17 protein-coding genes and 1 pseudogene are annotated in these 19,427 nt (G+C 73.7%); 9 read left to right on the top strand and 9 right to left on the bottom strand.

Annotation, left to right across the window (positions count from 1 at the left end; all coding sequences use genetic code 11):
* On the bottom strand, positions 1–635 hold a 635-nt coding region (locus ACIRVF_RS17115), incomplete at its 3' end, for a M23 family metallopeptidase (RefSeq protein ID WP_402817620.1).
* An 11-nt stretch (positions 636–646) separates the two neighbouring features.
* Complete coding sequence (locus ACIRVF_RS17120) at positions 647–793, bottom strand: hypothetical protein (protein WP_402817623.1); 147 nt, start codon at positions 791–793, stop codon at positions 647–649.
* 428 nt (positions 794–1,221) lie between these two features.
* On the opposite strand from ACIRVF_RS17120, the gene ACIRVF_RS17125 reads away from it, so the two are divergent.
* Positions 1,222–1,749 (top strand): GNAT family N-acetyltransferase, encoded by a 528-nt coding sequence (locus tag ACIRVF_RS17125; RefSeq protein ID WP_402817626.1) that lies wholly within the window; start codon positions 1,222–1,224, stop codon positions 1,747–1,749.
* A gap of 9 nt (positions 1,750–1,758) precedes the next feature.
* On the opposite strand, the gene ACIRVF_RS17130 is transcribed toward ACIRVF_RS17125, so the two are convergent.
* The 5 genes and pseudogenes from ACIRVF_RS17130 to ACIRVF_RS17150 form a co-directional block, all read right to left on the bottom strand.
* A complete protein-coding gene (locus tag ACIRVF_RS17130) occupies positions 1,759–4,137 on the bottom strand; it encodes an ATP-binding cassette domain-containing protein (RefSeq protein WP_402817629.1) in 2,379 nt (792 codons plus the stop codon).
* A gap of 160 nt (positions 4,138–4,297) precedes the next feature.
* Complete coding sequence (locus ACIRVF_RS17135) at positions 4,298–4,711, bottom strand: VOC family protein (protein ID WP_402817632.1); 414 nt, start codon at positions 4,709–4,711, stop codon at positions 4,298–4,300.
* Positions 4,712–4,871: 160 nt separating this feature from the next.
* Positions 4,872–5,614: pseudogene (locus tag ACIRVF_RS17140) on the bottom strand (class I SAM-dependent methyltransferase).
* Between the two features lie 129 nt (positions 5,615–5,743).
* On the bottom strand, positions 5,744–6,514 hold the full coding sequence (locus ACIRVF_RS17145) for a class I SAM-dependent methyltransferase (protein WP_402817634.1): 771 nt from the start codon (positions 6,512–6,514) through the stop codon (positions 5,744–5,746).
* A complete protein-coding gene (locus tag ACIRVF_RS17150; protein WP_402817636.1) occupies positions 6,507–7,010 on the bottom strand; it encodes an N-acetyltransferase in 504 nt (167 codons plus the stop codon). The genes ACIRVF_RS17145 and ACIRVF_RS17150 overlap by 8 nt, the downstream gene beginning before the upstream one ends.
* Positions 7,011–7,153: 143 nt before the next feature.
* Between ACIRVF_RS17150 and ACIRVF_RS17155 the strand changes: the two genes are divergently transcribed.
* The 7 genes from ACIRVF_RS17155 to ACIRVF_RS17185 all read left to right on the top strand — a co-directional run bounded on the left by ACIRVF_RS17155 (position 7,154) and on the right by ACIRVF_RS17185 (position 16,246).
* Positions 7,154–7,324, top strand: coding sequence for a hypothetical protein (locus ACIRVF_RS17155; RefSeq protein ID WP_402817639.1), 171 nt, complete (start codon positions 7,154–7,156; stop codon positions 7,322–7,324).
* Positions 7,325–7,701: 377 nt separating this feature from the next.
* On the top strand, positions 7,702–8,868 hold the full coding sequence (locus ACIRVF_RS17160; RefSeq protein ID WP_402817642.1) for a sensor histidine kinase: 1,167 nt from the start codon (positions 7,702–7,704) through the stop codon (positions 8,866–8,868).
* A 43-nt stretch (positions 8,869–8,911) separates the two neighbouring features.
* Positions 8,912–9,595: a response regulator gene (locus ACIRVF_RS17165; RefSeq protein WP_402818499.1), complete on the top strand. Its 684-nt coding sequence runs from the start codon at positions 8,912–8,914 to the stop codon at positions 9,593–9,595.
* 170 nt (positions 9,596–9,765) lie between these two features.
* Positions 9,766–11,472 (top strand): acyclic terpene utilization AtuA family protein, encoded by a 1,707-nt coding sequence (locus ACIRVF_RS17170; protein WP_402817645.1) that lies wholly within the window; start codon positions 9,766–9,768, stop codon positions 11,470–11,472.
* The gene (locus tag ACIRVF_RS17175; RefSeq protein ID WP_402817648.1) at positions 11,469–13,067 is read left to right on the top strand and encodes an acyl-CoA carboxylase subunit beta; all 1,599 of its coding nucleotides are present in this window, start codon (positions 11,469–11,471) and stop codon (positions 13,065–13,067) included. The genes ACIRVF_RS17170 and ACIRVF_RS17175 overlap by 4 nt, the downstream gene beginning before the upstream one ends.
* Before the next feature lie 14 nt (positions 13,068–13,081).
* Positions 13,082–15,025, top strand: a complete 1,944-nt coding sequence (locus tag ACIRVF_RS17180; protein ID WP_402817651.1) for an acetyl/propionyl/methylcrotonyl-CoA carboxylase subunit alpha — start codon at positions 13,082–13,084, stop codon at positions 15,023–15,025.
* 33 nt (positions 15,026–15,058) lie between these two features.
* A complete protein-coding gene (locus tag ACIRVF_RS17185) occupies positions 15,059–16,246 on the top strand; it encodes an acyl-CoA dehydrogenase family protein (protein ID WP_402817654.1) in 1,188 nt (395 codons plus the stop codon).
* A 14-nt stretch (positions 16,247–16,260) separates the two neighbouring features.
* Here ACIRVF_RS17185 and ACIRVF_RS17190 read toward each other — a convergent pair whose 3' ends face one another.
* Positions 16,261–16,947 (bottom strand): class F sortase, encoded by a 687-nt coding sequence (locus ACIRVF_RS17190; RefSeq protein ID WP_402817657.1) that lies wholly within the window; start codon positions 16,945–16,947, stop codon positions 16,261–16,263.
* Entirely contained in the window at positions 16,934–17,533 is a 600-nt protein-coding gene (locus ACIRVF_RS17195) for a hypothetical protein (RefSeq protein WP_402817660.1), read from the bottom strand. Before ACIRVF_RS17195 ends, ACIRVF_RS17190 begins: the two co-directional genes overlap by 14 nt.
* A 213-nt stretch (positions 17,534–17,746) precedes the next feature.
* Between ACIRVF_RS17195 and ACIRVF_RS17200 the strand changes: the two genes are divergently transcribed.
* Positions 17,747–19,348 carry a 4-coumarate--CoA ligase family protein gene (locus tag ACIRVF_RS17200; RefSeq protein ID WP_402817663.1) on the top strand — a complete coding sequence of 534 codons (1,602 nt, stop codon included), beginning with the start codon at positions 17,747–17,749 and terminating at the stop codon, positions 19,346–19,348.
* The last annotated feature ends 79 nt before the right edge of the window (positions 19,349–19,427 follow it).

The raw sequence follows: 19,427 nt of genomic DNA on the forward strand, positions 1-19,427 counted from the left end.
ACGCCGTTGGCACCGGCGGCGAACACCTCCAGACGGCCGTCCGCGGACCGGGCGGACACCACCCGGCCGGACTTCGCCGGATACACCAGCGGCGCCGGGCGGGGGCCGGATCCGGGCGTGCAGGGCATGGTGATGCCGCGGTCCGCGAGGTAGGGGATCGGGTCGGTGCGCACGGTCGCGTCGGCGTCGGCCCAGACCCGCAGGTGCAGGTGCGGGCCGCTGGACTCGCCCTCGCTGCCCATCAGGGCAATCTGCTGACCGGCCGTCACGTGGTCGCCGGCGGCCACGTCCCGCTCGCGCATGTGGCCGTACTCGGTGATGGTCCCGTCGGGGTGCAGGATGCGGATCCACTGGCCGTAGCCCTGCGCCGGTCCGGAGGCCACCACCTGGCCGTCGCCGACCGCGTAGATCGGGGTGCCGTAGTCGTTGGCGATGTCGATGCCGTTGTGCTCCGGGGTGTAGCCCTGGGAGATGTACCCGGCGGCGGGGCAGGAGGCCGCGAACCCGGTGACGGCGGCGGGGGCGGCTTCGGCGGCGGCGGTCGGTACGGTGACCGGCAGCAGCAGGGCGGCGGCGGCCAGGACCAGGCGCGGAGCGCGGCGGGTGAGGGAGCGGAACACCGGGGATCGGAACACCGGGGCGCCCCTCACGCCTTGCGCAGGCGGTCGGTGATGCCGTCGCTGTCCTGCCGCATCAGGTCGGGCCGGATGACGTGGCCGCCGGGCGCCGGCGCGGTGCCGAGCCCGCCGACGGACTTGAGGATGCCCCTGCGGGTGGGGTGGAGCGCGGTCAACCTGACCTCCTGGGAACGTGACGGCGGTCCCTCCGGACCGCCCGGTGTCGAGCGGTTGGGACGGTAGCCACGCTTCACTCGGCACAGAACCCGGAACCATACGGACTGACAGGAGCGGACCGGGCGTACTCGCGCCGCACCCACGAGCCGTGTGCGTTGATCGCGGCGCGGATCGGATGGATCCCGGACAAGGGCGGGGCCGCGCTGGGTGGGCTGGAAGCTGACCAAGGATCAGCTGGATTGAGGTCTCATCAGACACTTGGCCGGAACAGACAGTTCACTGTCGGGGTCGTGTCCGCAATGGCTCGCATCGGTGCCGAGTTCGCCCAGCAGGCCGGCGACCACGACCCGCAGGTGGTCCGGATCAAGCCCTGAACCCGCGGCTATAGTGCCTCCGCTGCCGGTGATCACCGGCAGCGGAGGCCTGCTTGCGTACCACGGGGGACGGCATGGAGTACCGGATCGAGCGGATCGGCCGGGAGGACTGGCAGCGGTTGCGCACCATCCGGCTGGCACAACTCCTCGACACCCCAATGGCGTTCGGGGAGCCCTACGAGTACGCCCGGATCCAGGGCGAGGGCAACTGGCGGGCCCGGACGGACTGGCTGAACGAGCCCGGCCGGATCGGCCTGGTCGCCGTGGACGCCACCGACCGGTGGGTCGCCACCATGCTCGCGACGCCCAGCATCAAGGCCGGGACCGTCGACCTGATCGGCGTCTGGGTCGACCCGGCGCACCGCGGCCGCGACCTCGGCGTCGCCGACGCCCTGCTGGACGCCGTCATCGCCTGGGCGCGGGAGGGCGGCGCCAGGTGGATGATGCTCGGTGTGCACGAGGCCAACCACCGCGCCGCCGCCTTCTACCGGCGGCGCGGCTTCACGTACACCGGCGGCGGGACGCCGTACGTGCTGGACGAGAGCGCCCGGATCCTGGAGATGCGCCTCCCGCTCGACTGACGAGGCCGGTCAGCCGGTCACGTACTCCGCCAGGTGCTCGCCGGTCAGTGTGGAGCGGGCCGCCACCAGCTCGGCCGGGGTGCCCTCGAACACCACCCGGCCGCCGTCGTGCCCTGCGCCCGGGCCGAGGTCGATGATCCAGTCGGCGTGCGCCATGACCGCCAGGTGGTGCTCGATCACGATCACCGACTTGCCGGAGTCCACCAGCCGGTCCAGCAGGCCGAGCAGCTGCTCGACGTCCGCGAGGTGCAGACCGGTGGTCGGTTCGTCCAGGACGTAGACCCCGCCCTTGTCGCCCATGTGGGTGGCCAGCTTAAGCCGCTGACGCTCACCACCGGACAGCGTGGTCAGCGGCTGCCCGAGGCTCAGGTAGCCGAGGCCGACGTCGGCGAGCCGCTGCAGGATCCGGTGCGCGGCGGGCAGCTTCGCCTCCCCGGCGCCGAAGAACTCCTCCGCCTCGGTCACCGACATCGCCAGCACCTCGCTGATGTCCCGGCCGCCCAGCCGGTACTCCAGCACCGAGGCCTGGTAGCGCCGGCCCTCGCAGTCCTCGCAGGTGCTGGCCACCCCGGCCATCATCGCCAGGTCGGTGTAGACCACGCCCGCGCCGTTGCAGGTCGGGCAGGCGCCCTCCGAGTTGGCGCTGAACAGGGCCGGCTTCACGTCGTTCGCCTTGGCGAAGGCCTTGCGGATCGGGTCGAGCAGCCCGGTGTACGTCGCCGGGTTGCTGCGCCGGGAGCCCTTGATCGGGCCCTGGTCCACGTACACCACGCCCTCGTCGGAGGCCCCCGACTGTCGACCCAGCGAGCCGTGGATCAGCGAACTCTTCCCGGAGCCCGCGACCCCGGTGACCACGGTGAGCACCCCGAGCGGGACGTCCACGTCCACGTCCCGCAGGTTGTGGGTGTTCGCGCCGCGGATCGCCAGCTTGCCGGTGGGTGTGCGGACCGCCTCCCGCAGCGGGGCCCGGTCCGCCAGGTGCCGTCCGGTCACCGTGCCGCTGCCGCGCAGCCCGGCCACACTGCCCTCGAAGCAGACCGTGCCGCCGGCCGCACCGGCCCCCGGGCCGAGGTCCACCACGTGGTCGGCGATCGCGATGGTCTGCGGCTTGTGCTCCACCACCAGCACCGTGTTGCCCTTGTCCCGCAGCCTCAGCAGCAGGTCGTTCATCCGGCTGATGTCGTGCGGGTGCAGTCCGGTGGTGGGCTCGTCGAAGACGTACGTGGTGTCGGTGAGCGAGGAGCCCAGGTGGCGGATCATCTTGACCCGCTGCGCCTCGCCGCCGGAGAGGGTGCCGGAGGGGCGGTCCAGCGAGAGGTAGCCGAGGCCGATCTCCACGAAGGAGTCCAGCACCTGCCGGAGCGCGGTGAGCAGCGGCGCCACCGAGGGCTCGTCCAGTGCGCGGGCCCAGTCGGCGAGGTCGCTGATCTGCATCGCGCAGGCGTCGGCGATGCTGAGTTCGCCGATCTTCGAGGAGCGGGCCGCCGCGCTCAGCCGGGTGCCCTCGCACTCCGGGCAGGCGGTGAAGGTGACGGCGCGCTCCACGAAGGCCCGGATGTGCGGCTGGAGGGCGTCCTTGTCCTTGGAAAGCATGGACTTCTGGAGCTTGGGGATCAGGCCCTCGTAGGTGAGGTTGACCCCGTTGACCTTGACCTTGGTCGGCTCCCGGTGCAGGAAGTCCTGGAGTTCCTTCTTGGTGTACCTGCGGATCGGCTTGTCCGGGTCGAGGAAGCCCGAGTTGGCGTAGACGCCGACCGTCCACCAGCTGTCCGGCTTCCAGCCCGGGATGAGGATCGCGCCCTCGGCGAGCGACTTGGTGTCGTCGTAGAGCTGGGTGAGGTCGATGTCGGAGACGCTGCCCCGGCCCTCGCAGCGCGGGCACATGCCGCCGGTGATGCTGAAGCTGCGCCGCTCCTTGACCGTCCGGCCGCCGCGCTCGACGGTCACCGCGCCGGCGCCGCTGATCGAGGGGACGTTGAAGGAGAAGGCCTTGGGGGAGCCGATGTGCGGCTTGCCGAGCCGGCTGAACAGGATGCGCAGCATCGCGTTGGCGTCGGTGGCGGTGCCGACGGTGGAGCGCGGGTCGGCGCCCATCCGCTGCTGGTCGACGATGATCGCGGTGGTCAGCCCCTCCAGGACGTCCACCTCGGGCCGGGCCAGGGTGGGCATGAAGCCCTGGACGAAGGCGCTGTAGGTCTCGTTGATCAGCCGCTGCGACTCGGCGGCCACGGTGTCGAAGACCAGCGAGCTCTTGCCGGAGCCGGACACTCCGGTGAACACCGTCAGCCGGCGCTTGGGGATGTCGACGCTGACGTCCTTGAGGTTGTTCTCGCGGGCGCCGTGCACCCTGATCAGGTCGTGGCTGTCGGCGACGTGCGGCTCGGCCATCGTTCTCTTCGCTCCCTGGCGGTCGGGCGGGCTCTGCGGGCTCTGCGGAGGCTGCGGGCTCTCCGGCGGGCTCCGGGGTCTCCCGGGATCTCCGGGGGCTCCGGGCGGACGGGTCGGGGCCCGCCCCCGGCCTTCGGCGGCCGGGGCGGGCCCGGGCGACTCAGCGCACTTCGTTGAAGCGGACCATGTTGCCCGCCGGGTCGCGGAAGGCGCAGTCGCGGATGCCGTACGGCTGCAGGGTCGGCTCCTGGACGAGCTCGGCGCCGCCGGACTTCAACCGGTCGAACACCCCGTCCAGGTCGGCGGTGGCGAGCACCAGCCGGGCGTACGTTCCCTTGGCCATCATCTCGGTGATGGTACGCCGCTCGTCCTCGGTGATGCCCGGGTCCGCGAACGGCGGCTCCAGCACCAGCGACACGCCGGGCTGGCCCTTGGGGCCGACGGTGATCCACCGCATCGGGCCGCCGCCGACGTCCTGGCGGACCTCGAAGCCGAGCAGGTCCCGGTAGAAGGCCAGGGAGGCCTCGGGGTCGGTGTGGGGGAGGAAGGTCCAGTGAATGGTGATGTCGTCCATGACTGCAACGCTAGGGGCGGCCAGCGGGAGGGCGCTTCTCGAATCCTGATCGGTTCGTTCCCGGCTCCGCGGGGCACCCGCCGGGGGCGCTCGCCCGACCCCCCGATCGGGCGAGCGCCTGCTCCTGCTCAGCCGCTCAGCCGCTCAGCTGCTGAGGCGCTCAGGCGCGGCAGCGCAGCAGCTCCAGCGGCGGGTGGGCGAGCGCATCCGCCCAGAAGTCCTCGCCGTACTCGCGCAGGCCCTCCTCGGAGATCCGCAGCGGCACCCACTCCAGGTCGGAGAACCCGGCCCCGCTCAGCGACTCCTCGTAGACCTCACGGCGCGGGACCGTGCCGAGGATGCTGATCGGCTGCGGGTCGAGCAGCGCGGTGACCTTCACCCGCGGGCCGGTCTCGACGTGGTCACCGGTCGGCTCGCAGCGGAACCCGTACTGCTCCAGGGACGCGCAGTCGAAGGCGTAGTCCGGCTTCTGGGCGAAGACGTAGAACTCCCGCCCGGCACCAGGCTGCGGTGGATGTTGCGACACATCCGGTCCAGTGACGCCCGGTCCTCCGCGTAGTTGAGGCACTGCACCGCCAGGGCCACGTCGAACTTCCGCTCCAGAGGCCGAAGTTCGGCCACATCGCCGACCTCGTAGCGCACCCCCAGCGGCTCGCGCCGCTCGAACGACTCCGCGGCGGCGATCATCTCGGTGGAGATGTCGACCCCGAGCACCTCGGCGGCACCGCGCCGGCGGAACTCCCGGCTGTAGAAACCGGTGCCGCAGGCCAGGTCGAGGACGGACTTGCCGCGCACGTCCCCGACCAGGGCCAGGACGCTCGGCACCTCCCCGTAGCGCACCAACGGCAGGGACTTGAAACCCTCGAACGCCTCGCCGATCCGGTCGTACTGCTGCACGCTCATCGCGCCGTCCTCCCCTGTGGTCGGCCGTGTTCGGCCGTCTGACGCGGCCACGGCCCGGAACGTGCCGTGGCCTCCGGCGGGAAGTCTTCCGCAGCCCGGCGGGGCCGGCGTACTGGCAGAAGCCACGAATCAGCGGCGGCGGGCGAGGTGCACGGTGATGTCGGCGTCCAGTTCGACGTGCTCCGGCAGCACGGCCAGGATCCGGCGGAGCACCTCCTCCCGGGCGTCCTCCGGCAGCACGAGGTAGGCCGAGACGGTCGACAGCAGGCCGGCGTACTCCCGCGCACTCCTGGTCGGGCGCGACGCGATGACGGTCTGTCGGACGTCGGTGAACTGCCCGGAGCGCTCCAGTTCGGTGCCCGGCCACCGCAGCGGCGCCTCCGGCGGCGTCCCGTCCGGGGCGGGGAGCTCGTCGCTGCCCAGGAACGGTGCGCGGGCCGTCCGGACTGCCTCCTCGACGGCCGGGTCGGCCGGCCGGACCGGGCCGCCGAAACAGGCGAACACACCGCCCGGCTCCAGCAGTCCGGCGATCCGCTCCCACCGGCCCTGCGGCCGCGTCCAGTGCAGCGAGGCCGCCGCGTAGACCAGGTCGTACCGCTCGCCGGGCGCCAGCGCCTCGAACGCCGAGCGCACCGTCCGGACGCCCGCCGGGCCGCCCGCCGGGACGTTGCGGCGCAGCTCGGCGAGCATGGCGGCGTCGGGCTCGGTCGCGGTCACGGCGACGCCGCGACCGGCGAACAGCCTGGTCGCCTTGCCCGTTCCGGCACCGATCTCCAGGGCCGTCCGCACCGGCCGGCCCGCGTACTCCGCGACCAGCTCGAAGAGCTCGGCGGGATACCCGGGCCGGTAGCGCTCGTAGGCCTGCGCGACCGTCCCGAAACTCAGGGCCCGCTCAGTCATCCCGGACACCCGGCAGCGCCAGCCACTCCTGCCAGGTGAGGTCGCGCCCGAGCAGGCGCGGCCGCCGGAACGGCCAGTCCGCGGCGATCCACCGGGGCACCAGGGCGTCCAGCGCCTGTTCGACCTCGCTGCCGACCAGCTCGTCCACCACCCACCAGGAGATCTCCCCGTCGGCACCGGCCCGCTCCGGCGGATCGATGTACACGCACCCGCGCACCGCCGTCTCGGCCCGGTCCAGCAGCACGTAGTTGAACGACTCGTGCGCGGCGATCTCCCGCTCGTGCCGCGCCAGGTCCACCCGGTTCGCCTCCGCCGTCATCGTCTCCGACGGCCACCCCCAGGCGGGTCCGAAGATGCCGAACAGCCGCTCCCGGGACCCCATCACGGCCGGATAGTCCATCGGCGCGTCCGCCTCCCGGATCGGCCGCAGGTGGTACGCCCCGTCGAGCAGCGGGACGCGGACGGGATGGACGAAGTCAGCGGGAAGCCAGGTCATGCGGCCGAGGGTATCCAGGCCCCGGCCGCGGGCGCACGGAATTCCGCCCCCGCACCACGGGCGCCCCGTCCGGGCCGCAGACACGAACACCCGCCGGCGCTATGTTGAGTCGGGCTCACAGCGACCGGCGACGGGAGAGGCACGTGCCAGAGCACCGACCTGACGGCAAGCCACCGACCGGCGACCGGGCCGTCCTCCTGATCCTGGTACTCCTGGCAGTGCCCTTCGCCCTGTTCCTGCTGTGGATCTGGCTCTCCTCCGGCACCGGCCCCTGGGGAAGCGGCGACACCCCTCCCGGCCCCGGCCACATCTGAGGCCACGGCTTCCGAGGTCACGACCCCGCCAACTGCCGCTGACGTCCGCCGAGCGGTGGCCGGGGTCGGCCAGGACGTCCCCCGATCGCGCACACGTCCTGGCCTCCCTCGGCCCCCCGTTCCCCCCGACCCGTCGGCACCGCCCCCGTCAAGGCGGACCGCCGCGGGCGATCAGCCGCAGTAGGCCGCGACCGGATGGGAAGAGCGTGGCAGCCCGGTCCCTGGCCTGACGTCAACTCCAGGGTCGAACGGCCGGGTAAACCCCTGCGGTAGCCGTTGCCGCTCCCGGGCCCGGAGCGATCAACCCCAGGGTTGACGACACCGGCCGCGGCCGTCCGTACCCTGCCGGGATGCGGGTGATCGGGCGGAGGCCGCGGGTGGATCCGGTGCAGGCGGACACCGCGCTCGCCGTCGTGCTCACGGTGGTGGCCGTCGTGTACGGGCTGCAGTCCTACCAGGCCCGGTACCGGGCGGAGGGCTGGCGGCCGTTCGATGTGGCCGCGGTCGGGCTGTGCGTCCTGGTGGCACTGCCGCTGGCGGTGCGCCGGCGGTACCCGTGGCCGGTGCTGATCGTGACCGTCACCGGTCTGCTGGTGTACACCGCCGCCGGGTACCAGCCCTCGGTGAACCTGTGGCCGCCGCTGCTCGCGGGCTACACCGTCATCGCCCGGCGGCCGCCGCGCGAGGCGGTCGTCGCCGGATCGCTGACCGGCGGGGCCTGGATCGCCAGCGGGCTGGAGGCGCGGCTGTCGGTGGAGCTCGCGATCGCGCAGTCCGTCCTCGCGCTCGGCATCGTGGGGATCTTCGCGACCGGCACCCGGCGCCTGGCCGAGCGGAACGCCCAGCTGGCAGAGGCGACCGAGCGGCTGCGGCGCGAGCAGGAACTGCGGGCGCGGCACGCCGTGGTGGAGGAGCGGGTGCGGATCGCCCGCGAGCTGCACGACGTGATCGCCCACCACCTGTCGGCCCTGGCGGTGCAGGCGGGCGTCGCCGAGTACGTCTTCGCCTCGGACCCGCCGGCCGCCCGGGCCGCCCTGGCCGCGATCGGCGCGACCAGCCGCGAGGCGCTGGAGGAGATGCGCGGGCTGCTCCAGGTCCTGCGGCTGTCCGGCGAGGTGCCGTGCGACCAGGAGCCGCTCTACCGTGCGGCGCCCGGTCTGGCCCAGCTCGGCGAACTCGTCGAGCGCACCCGGGCGGCCGGCGTGCCGGTCCGGGTCGTCGTGGCGGGCCCCGCGCGGACGCTCGCCCCCGGCGTGGACCTGTGCGCGTTCCGGGTCGTCCAGGAGGCCCTGACCAACGTGATCAAGCACGCCGGCCGACCCGCCACCGCGACCGTCGACCTGTGCCACCGGCCGGACCGCCTCGACGGCCGGATCACCGACGACGGGCCCGGCGACGGCCGGGCGGTGCCCGGCAGCGGACTCGGTTTGATCGGGATCCGTGAACGCGTCAGACTCTACGGGGGCTCCGTGCGCACCGGCCCGCGCCCGGAGGGTGGGTTCGAGGTCGCGTTCACGCTGCCGGTCGCCCCGACCGACCGGTGACGTCGCGCACCGGTCGAGGCACGGGGACGAGGGGGTGGCGACGGTGACGTCGGTGCTGATCGTGGACGACCAGGTACTCATCCGAGCGGGCATCGCCGCCCTGGTCCGGGCCACAGACGGCCTGGAGGTGGCCGGTGAGGCCGCCGGCGGCGAGGAGGCCGTCGACCTGGCCGCCGGCTGCGCCCCCGACGTCATCCTGATGGACATCCGGCTGCCCGGCATGAGCGGCATCGCCGCCCTGGAACGGATCCTCGCCGCGGCGTCACCACCGAAGCCCAAGGTCGTGATGCTGACCGTCTACGACCTGGACCAGTACGTCTACGCGGCGCTGCGCGCGGGTGCCAGCGGGTTCCTGCTCAAGGACACGCCGCCCGAGCGGCTGCTCGCCGCGATCAGGCAGATCGCGGACGGCGAGCTGCTGTTCGCCCCGACCGTCACCCGGCGCCTGGTGGAGGCGTTCGCCCGGCAGGGCGAGCCGCTCGCCGGCCGGCCGGACACGCTGGAGGGGCTGACCGCGCGCGAACGGGACGTCCTGCACCTCGTCGGCCGCGGCCTGACCAACGACCAGATCGCCGAACGCCTGGTGGTGAGCATCGCCACGGTCAAGACGCACGTGAACCGGGTGATGTCCAAGCTCGCGCTCAACAGCCGCGCCCAGGCCGTGGTCGTCGCCTACGAGAGCGGCCTGGTCTCGGTCGGCGGCGACCGGCGGCCCGCCACCGACTGACGCCGCGGCCCGCCGTTCCGGTCCCGCGGGACCGGGCGGGCGGTACCGGGCGCCGCGGGTCGGCGGCGCAGAACAAGCAGGCATGATTGCTTTTTTCTTCGGCCGGTGCCACGCTGCTGCGCGGTGGCATGCGTGCGGGGTGCCGTCAACCCACCGGCAGGGGAGGCGCTTTGGCGCGCACGAGCTCGGTACTGCGGATCGGCAACGCCTCGGGGTTCTACGGGGACCGCTTCGCGGCGGTGCGGGAGATGCTCACGGGTGGGCCGCTGGACGTGCTCACCGGTGACTACCTCGCCGAGCTGACCATGCTGATCCTGGCGCGGGACCGGCTGAGGGATTCCTCGCTCGGGTACGCGCGGACGTTCCTGCACCAGATGGAGGAGTGCCTCGGGCTGGCCCGGGAGCGGGGTGTGCGGATCGTGGTGAACGCGGGCGGCCTCAATCCGGCCAGGCTCGCCGATCAGCTGCGGGAGTTGGCGCAGCGCCTGGGGGTGCCGACCGCCGTCGCCCATGTCGAGGGCGACGACCTGCTGCCGCGCCGGGAGGAACTCGGCCTGCCGGAGCGGGCATTGGCCGCCAACGCCTACCTCGGCGGGTTCGGGATCGCCGAATGCCTGGCCGGGGGCGCGGACGTGGTGGTGACCGGACGGGTGACCGACGCCGCGCTGGTCACCGGGCCGGCGATCGCCCACTTCGGCTGGACGCCCGCCGACCTCGACGCCCTCGCCGGGGCGGTGGTGGCCGGGCACGTCCTGGAGTGCGGTGCCCAGGCCACCGGCGGCAACTACGCCTTCTTCGGCGAGCACGACGTGGACCACCCCGGCTTCCCGCTGGCCGAGCTGCACCCGGACGGCTCCAGTGTGATCACCAAGCACCCGGGCACCGGCGGAGCCGTCACGATCGGCACCGTCACGGCCCAACTCCTGTACGAGACCGGCGGACCGCACTACCTCGGCCCCGACGTCACGGCCCGGCTGGACACCGTCCGGCTCACCGGGGACGGCCCGGACCGGGTGCGGATCGACGGCGTGCGCGGCGAGGCCCCGCCGCCCACCCTGAAGGTCGGCTGCAACAGCCTGGGCGGCCACCGCAACGAGGTGGTGTTCGTGCTCACCGGCCTGGACATCGAGGCCAAGGCGGCCCTGGTGCAACGGCAGTTCGCCGCCGCGCTGCCGCCCGGGTCCCGTCCGGCCGAGCTGCGCTGGACGCTCGCCCGCACCGACCGCCCGGACGCCGCCACCGAGGAGTCCGCCTCCGCCCTGCTCCGGCTCACCGCCCGCGACCGTGACCCGGCCAAGGTGGGGCGCGAACTCGGCAGGGCCGCCGTCGAGCTGGGCCTCTCCGGGTACCCGGGCTTCCATCTCACCGCCCCGCCCGGCCCGGGCGCGCCGTACGGGGTCTTCAGTGTCGCGTACGTGGACGCCGAGCTGGTCGAGCACACCGCCGTACTGCCGGACGGCCGCCGGATCGCCGTCCCGCCCGCCCCGGTCACCGGGCAACCGGCCGACGCCGAGCAGGAATTGCCCGAGCCGCTGCCGCCGGGCCCGACCCGCCGCGCCCCGCTCGGGGTGCTGCTCGGCGCCCGCAGCGGCGACAAGGGCGGCGACGCCAACCTCGGCGTGTGGGCCCGCACCGAGGACGCCTGGCGCTGGCTCGCGCACACCCTCACCGTCGAGAAGCTGCGCGAACTCCTGCCCGAGACGGCGGAGTTGCCCGTCGCCCGGCACCTGCTGCCGAACCTCAGGGCGGTCAACTTCACCCTCACCGGCCTGCTCGGCGAGGGGGCCGCCGCCCAGCACCGCTTCGACCCCCAGGCCAAGGCCCTGGGCGAGTGGCTGCGCTCGCGCCACCTCGACGTTCCGGAGGTTCTGCTTTGACCGCCCTGCCCACCCGCGTCGACCCGGCCGGGCCCGAGTACGCCGAGCGCCGCGCCGCGATGATCGAGAAACTGGCCGCGCTGGACGGCGAGCACGCCAAGGCGCTGGCCGGCGGCGGCCCCAAGTACGTGGAGCGCCACCGCAAGCGGGGCAAGCTGCTGGCCCGGGAGCGGATCGAACTGCTGGTGGACGAGGACTCGCCCTTCCTGGAGCTGTCCCCGCTGGCGGCCTGGGGGAGCGACCACCCGGTGGGCGCGGCGCTGGTCACCGGCATCGGCGTGATCGAGGGCGTCGAGTGCGTGATCACCGCCAACGACCCGACGGTGCGCGGCGGAGCCAGCAATCCGTGGACCCTGCGCAAGGCGCTGCGGGCCAACGAGATCGCGCTGGACAACCGCCTGCCGCTGGTCAACCTGGTCGAGTCCGGCGGCGCCGACCTGCCCAGCCAGAAGGAGATCTTCATCCCCGGCGGCGCCCTGTTCCGGGACCTCACCCGGCTGTCCGCCGCCGGGATCCCCACCGTGGCCGTGGTGTTCGGCAACTCGACGGCCGGCGGCGCCTACGTGCCGGGGATGTCCGACCACACCGTGCTGGTCAAGGACCGCGCCAAGGTCTTCCTCGGCGGCCCGCCGCTGGTGCGGATGGCCACCGGCGAGGAGGCCGACGACGAGTCGCTGGGCGGCGCCGAGATGCACGCCCGCACCTCCGGCCTGGCCGACCACTTCGCGATGGACGAGCGGGACGCGCTGCGGATCGCCCGCCGGATCGTCGCCCGGCTCGACCACCGCAAGCCGGGCCCGGATCCGGACCGGTTCGCGGAGCCGCCGAAGTACGACGAGGAGGAGCTGCTCGGGATCGTCCCCGGGGACCTCAAGGTGCCCTTCGACCCGCGCGAGGTGATCGCCCGGATCGTCGACGGCTCGGACTTCGACGAGTTCAAGCCGCTCTACGGCACCAGCCTGGCCACCGGCTGGGCCCGGCTGCACGGCTACCCGGTCGGCATCCTGGCCAACGCCCAGGGCGTGCTGTTCAGCGCGGAGTCCCAGAAGGCCGCCCAGTTCATCCAGTTGGCGAACCAGCGCAGCATTCCGCTGCTGTTCCTGCACAACACCACCGGCTACATGGTCGGCAGGGACTACGAGCAGGGCGGCATCATCAAGCACGGCGCGACGATGATCAATGCCGTCGCCAACTCGAAGGTCCCGCACCTGTCCGTGCTGATGGGCGCTTCCTACGGGGCCGGCCACTACGGGATGTGCGGCCGGGCGTTCGAGCCGCGCTTCCTGTTCTCCTGGCCGAGCGCCAAGTCCGCCGTGATGGGCCCCCAGCAGCTCGCCGGGGTGCTGTCGATCGTGGCCCGCCAGTCGGCCGCCGCCAAGGGGCAGCCGTACGACGAGGACGCGGACGCCGCGATCCGGGCGATGGTCGAGCAGCAGATCGAGGCGGAGTCGCTGCCGGTCTTCCTGTCCGGCCGGCTCTACGACGACGGCGTGATCGACCCGCGCGACACCCGGACGGTGCTCGGCCTGTGCCTGTCCGCGATCCACAACGCGCCGGTCGAGGGCGCGCGCGGCTACGGCGTCTTCCGTCTGTGAGAGGGCAACCGACCATGAGCACCCAGATGTTGATCACCAACCTGCTGGTCGCCAACCGGGGCGAGATCGCCCGCCGGGTGTTCCGCACCTGCCGGGAGCTCGGCATCGCGACCACCGCCGTGCACTCCGATCCGGACGCCGGCGCCCCGCACGTGCGGGAGGCCGACGCCGCCGTCCGGCTGCCGGGTGCGACGCCCGCCGACACCTACCTTCGCGGCGAGCTGATCGTGCGGGCCGCGCTGGCGGCCGGGGCCGACGCCGTCCACCCGGGGTACGGATTCCTCTCCGAGAGCGCCGAGTTCGCGCGGGCCGTGCTGGCCGCGGGCCTGGTGTGGGTCGGGCCGCCGCCGGCCGCGATCGCCGCGATGGGCTCCAAGACCGCCGCCAAGCGGCTGATGGCCGCGGCCGGGGTGCCCGTGCTGGGCGCGCTCGACCGGCCCACCGAGGCCGACCTGCCGGTGCTGGTCAAGGCCGCGGCGGGCGGCGGCGGCCGCGGCATGCGCGTCGTGCGGGACCTCGCGGACCTGCCCGCCGAGATCGACGCCGCCCGGGCCGAGGCGGGCAGGGCCTTCGGCTCCGACGAGGTGTTCTGCGAGCGCTACCTGCCCGGCGGCCGGCACGTGGAGGTCCAGCTGCTGGCCGACGCCCACGGCACGGTCTGGGCGGTCGGGGACCGCGACTGCTCGTTGCAGCGGCGGCACCAGAAGGTGATCGAGGAGGCCCCGGCCCCCGGCCTGCCGGCGGACGTACGGGCCGGGCTGCACGCGGCGGCGGTGAACGCCGCCCGGGCGATCGGCTACGTCGGCGCCGGAACCGCCGAGTTCCTGCTCGCCCAGGACGGCCGGTTCTTCTTCCTGGAGATGAACACCCGACTCCAGGTCGAGCACCCGGTCACCGAGGCGGTCACCGGCCTGGACCTGGTCGCGCTCCAACTCGCCGTCGCCGAGGGCGAGAAGCTTCCCGGGCCGACCCCGCCCCCGACCGCCGGCCACGCGATCGAGGCCCGGCTGTACGCGGAGGACCCGGTCCGGGACTGGCAGCCCGCCACCGGCACCCTGTACGGCTTCGAACTCGCCGTCGAGCACACCGAGTTCGCCGACGGACCGGTACGGCTGGACTCCGGGGTCGAGTCCGGCAGCGAGATCACCCCGCACTACGACGCGATGCTCGCCAAGGTGATCGTCCGGGCCCCGACCCGGGCCGCCGCCGCCCGCCGACTGGCCGACGTGCTCGCCCGGGCCCGGATCCACGGCCCGGCCACCAACCGGGAGCTGCTGGTCCGCGCGCTGCGGCACCCGGCCTTCCGCGCCGAACGACTGCACACCGGCTTCCTCACCGAGCACGCGGCCGAGCTCACCGCCCCCGACACCGGGGGCGCCGGGCGCGCCGCCCTGGCCGCCGCCCTCGCCGAGGCCGAGGCCCGTCGGACCGCCCTGCCGTCCGGCTGGCGCAATCTGCCCTCCCAGCCCCGGTCCAAGCGCTACCGCGCCTCGGACGGGGAGGAGTTGGAGGTCCGCTACCGCCGGACCAGGGCCGGGCTGGAGGCCGACGACCACCCGGACGTCGAACTCGTCGACGCCACGCCCGACCTGGTCGTGCTGCGGCAGGGGGCGGTCCAACGCCCCTACTCCGTAGCCCGGTACGGCGACCGGGTGTACGTCGACACCCCGATCGGCAGCACCGCGCTGACCGCGCTGCCGCGCTTCCCCGACCCCACGGCCCGGACCGACCCGGGCGCCCTGCTCGCCCCGATGCCCGGCACCGTCCTGCGCACGACCGCCGCCGTCGGTGACACCGTCACCGCCGGGCAGCCGCTGCTGGTGCTGGAGGCGATGAAGATGGAGCACCGCGTCACCGCCCCCGCCGACGGCGTCCTGGCCGAACTCCGGGTCGCCCCCGGCGAACAGGTCGAGCCCGGCACTCTGCTCGCCGTCGTCAAGTCCACCGAACCAGCCTGACACTCCTTGTCCCGCCTGAGGAAGGACCCCCGCATGTCCGGCATCGGCAGTCAGCTCCTCGAAACCCCCGAACGCACCGCCCTGCGCAAGGCCGTCGGCGACCTCGGCCGCCGCTACGGCTCCGCCTACTACCTCGCCAAGGCCAGGGCCGGCGAGCCCGCCGACGAGCTGTGGGCGGAGGCCGGCAAGGCCGGCTACCTGGGCGTCAACCTGCCCGCCGAGTACGGCGGCGGGGGCGGCGGCATCAGCGACCTCGCCATCGTCCTGGAGGAACTCGGCACCGCGGGCTGCCCGTTGCTGCTGCTGATCGTCTCCCCGGCGATCTGCGGCACGGTGATCGCCCGCTACGGCACCGAGGAGCAGAAACGGCGCTGGCTGCCCGGCCTGGCCGACGGCACCCGCCGGATGGCCTTCGGCATCACCGAACCGGACGCGGGCAGCAACTCGCACCGGATCTCCACGGTCGCCCGCCGCGACGGCGAGGACTGGGTGCTGACCGGCCGCAAGGTGTTCGTCTCCGGCATCGACCACTCGGACGCCGTGCTGTTCGTGGCCCGTACCGAGACTTCGGACGCCGGAGGGAAGCGCACCGGCAGGCTCAAGCCCTGCCTGTTCGTCGTGCCGCGTGACACCCCCGGCTTCGAGTACCGGGCGATCCCGATGGAACTCGTCGCCCCCGAGAAGCAGTTCCAGGTCTTCCTGGACGACGTCCGGCTGCCCGCCGACGCCCTGGTCGGCGACGAGGACGCCGGCCTGCTCCAGCTGTTCGCCGGTCTCAACCCGGAGCGCGTCCTCACCGCCGCCTTCTCGCTCGGTCTGGCCCGCCAGGCGCTCGGCAAGGCGGTGGAGTACGCGAGGACCCGCACGGTCTGGTCCACCCCGATCGGCGCCCACCAGGGCTTGGCGCACCCGCTGGCCCAGTGCGCGGTGGAGATCGAACTGGCCCGGCTGATGACCCAGAAGGCCGGGCTGCTCTACGACGCGGGCGAGGACGCCGCGGCCGGGGAGGCGGCGAACATGGCCAAGTACGCCGCAGGGGAGGCCGCCGCCAGGACGGTCGACCAGGCGGTGCAGACCCTCGGCGGCAACGGCCTCACCCAGGAGTACGGCCTGGGCGCGCTGCTGGCCGCCACCCGGGTCGGCAGGGTCGCCCCGGTCAGCCGGGAGATGGTGCTCAACTACGTCGCCCAGCACACCCTCGGCCTGCCGAGGTCGTACTGATCCGGCGAAACGGCCTAGCGGGCTTCCGACAGGTGGGCGAACACCACGGTGTTGGAGTCGTACCCGGTCCTCCGGTCGAACTTCCCGCCGCAGGTGATCAGCCGGAGCTCGGCCCGTTCGGTGGGGCCGTACACCAGGGCGTCGGGGAAGTCCCGCTTCGGGATGACCCGGACCGAGTCGACGGTGAACACCGCGGCGCGGCGGTCCTTGCGGGTCACCTCGACGGTGTCGCCCACGCGCAGCAGTCCGAGCCGGTAGAACACGGCCGGTCCGCTGCGGGTGTCGGCGTGGCCGACCACGAGGGCGTTCCCGGCGGCGCCGGGCGCGGTGCCGTCCCGGTACCAGCCGGTCAGGTTGCGCTGGTCCGTCGGCGGGGTGTCCAGCTGCTGGGAGGGCGTCAGACCGAGGCCGGTCACCGGGGCGTCGACCTTGATCGCGGGGATCCGGATCCGGGTCGGCGCCGAGGCCGCCAGCGGCGGGAAGGCGGGTGCCGGGGCCGGCTTCACCGTCCCGGACGGCGCGGCGGCCGGGGCGGTGGGCGCCGGCGGCACCGGGGCGGGCAGTGGCGGGCCGCCGAGGCCGTCGGTGCCGTCATGGAGGAGCCAGCCGCCGCCGGCCGCCAGGGCCAGCGCGACGACCCCGGCCGCCATCGGGCCGGGGCCGCCGCGCCGGGCGCGCGTGGGGCGGTCAGGACGCGGCATTGCGTCCGGAGCGGCGGCGCATCGCGCGGATCCAGAGCCCGGCGGCACCGGCCAGCAGGGCGGAGCCACCGAGCACCTCGGTGGTGTCCGGTCCTGAGGTGCCGCCACCGCCGGTGCCCACTCCGCCGTGCGGTCCGCCGCCGGGCAGGTGCGGGGGTGGCGGCGCCGAGGTGGCGCAGGCGACGTCGAAGACCTTCTGCTTCGCCGCGCCGGTCTCACCCACGAACGTCCATTCGAGCTTGTAGTGCCCGTCCGGAAGGGTCAGGGCGCTGGTCACGCCGGTGCCGTTGGCGAGGGTGATCGACCCGGACTGGACCAGTGCGGTACCGGTCGGCGGGTTCTGCTCGATCGTCCAGTTGACCAGCTGGAGGGTGTCGAAGTTGAAGGCGTCCAGGTAGAACCGGCAGACCTTGGGCTGGTCGCGCTGGTCGGTCACCGCAGTGGTGGCCTCGTGCACCTTGATGTCGCCGTTGTCGCCCGGCGCGGCCAGCGCGACCGGCGCCGTACCGAGGGTGAGTGCGGCCGCGGCGGTGGCGGCGGCGAGCAGACGGCGGGAGGAGGGCAGATGGGCGGAGGGAGGTCTCACGGGGGTTGCTCCAGGGTCCGGGGCCGCACCTAGGGGGTTGGGCGGCCGTGCTGCAAACCGTCCGGTCGAGCGCCCTCCGGAGCAAACGCGCCACGCGTGCGCCGGTTCCGGTTCCTCACAATGGCCGAGCCTGCCCCCTGGCTGTCCGTATGCTCCTGAAGGCACCCCGGAACCACTTAGTTGTCGCGTCAACTTCCTTACTGGAGGCATGCCTTGGTCTTCCGAAGCGAGTTCCCGGACGTTCCCGACGTCGACCTGCCGATCCACGAAGCGGTGCTGTCACCGGCCGCCGGGTACGGCGACCGGACGGCCCTGATCGACGGCCTCACCGGGGAACGGGTCAGCTACGCCCGGCTCGCCGCCTCGGTCGAGCGGGTCGCCGCCGGGCTGGCCGAGGCGGGGGTGCGCAAGGGCGACGTGGTCGCGCTCCACAGCCCGAACTCGATCGTCTACCCCACGGCCTACTACGGCGCCACCCGGGCCGGCGCCACCGTGACCACGGTGTCCTCGCTGAGCACCCCCGGCGAACTGGCCGGCCAACTGGGCGACAGCGACGCCCGCTGGCTGATCACCGTCTCCCCGTTCCTGCCGACCGCCCGGGCCGCCGCCGACCTGCTCGCCGCCGCCGGCCGCCCGCTGACCGGCACGGTCGTCCTGGACGGCGCCGAGGGCCACCCCTCGCTCGCCGACCTGCTGGCCGCCACCGGCCCCGCCCCCGAGCCGGCCATCGACCCGGGCGAGGACGTCGCCGTCCTGCCGTACTCCAGCGGCACGACGGGGCTGCCCAAGGGCGTGATGCTCACCCACCGCTCGATCGCCACCAACCTCGCCCAGGCCGACGCCCTCTACCGCCCCGCCGTGGGCGAACGGGTGCTCGCCGTGCTGCCCTTCTTCCACATCTACGGCCTGACGGCGCTGCTCAACCAGCCGCTGCGGTGCGGCGCCACCGTGGTCGTGCTGCCCCGCTTCGACCTGGAGACCTTCTGCCGCGCGGTCGAGCAGCACCGGGTGCAGGGCCTGGTCGTCGCCCCGCCGATCGTCCTCGCGCTCGCCAAGCACCCGATCGTGGACCGCTTCGACCTCTCCTCGGTCGAGTACCTGCTCTGCGCCGCCGCCCCGCTGGACCAGGAGCTCGCCGAGGCCTGCGCCCGCCGGCTGAACCTGCCGCACCTGCTCCAGGGCTACGGGATGACCGAGCTGTCGCCCGTCACCCACGTGGTGTCGCCGACCGAGCCCGCGCCCTCGCCCGGCTCGGTCGGACGGCTCGTCCCCTCCACCGAACTGCGGGTGAGCGCCCTGGACGGCTCCGGCGACGACCTCGGCCCGGGGGAGCGGGGCGAGCTGCTGATCCGCGGCCCCCAGGTGATGAAGGGGTACTTCGGCCGGCCCTCCGAGACCGCCGCCGTGGTCGACGCCGAGGGCTGGCTGCACACCGGCGACATCGGCTACGTGGACGAGCGCGGGTACCTGTTCGTCGTCGACCGGGTCAAGGAGCTGATCAAGTACAAGGGCTACCAGGTCGCCCCCGCCGAACTGGAGGCCGTGCTGCTGGGCCACCCCCAGATCGCCGACGCCGCCGTGATCGGCGTCCCCGACGCCGACGGCACCGAGTGCCCCAAGGCCTTCGTGGTCCGCGCGCCGGGCAGCGAGCTCACCGAGGAGGACGTCACCGGCTACGTCGCCGGGCGGGTCGCCCCGTACAAGAAGGTGCGCGCGGTGGAGTTCGTGGACGCCGTCCCCAAGTCCGCGGCCGGGAAGATCCTGCGCCGCGAACTGCGCGCCCGCGAGGCCGCCCGCGCCGGAGCCGCCTCCTGAAGGCCAGGGCCCCCGGCGGACGAAGACCGCGGCCCGTCTGTGAGGATCGACCCGCCGCGCCCCCGCCGGAACAGACCCC

It is taken from the genome of Kitasatospora sp. NPDC101157 (assembly GCF_044768255.1).
In the GTDB taxonomy this organism is placed as follows: Bacteria; Actinomycetota; Actinomycetes; order Streptomycetales; family Streptomycetaceae; genus Kitasatospora.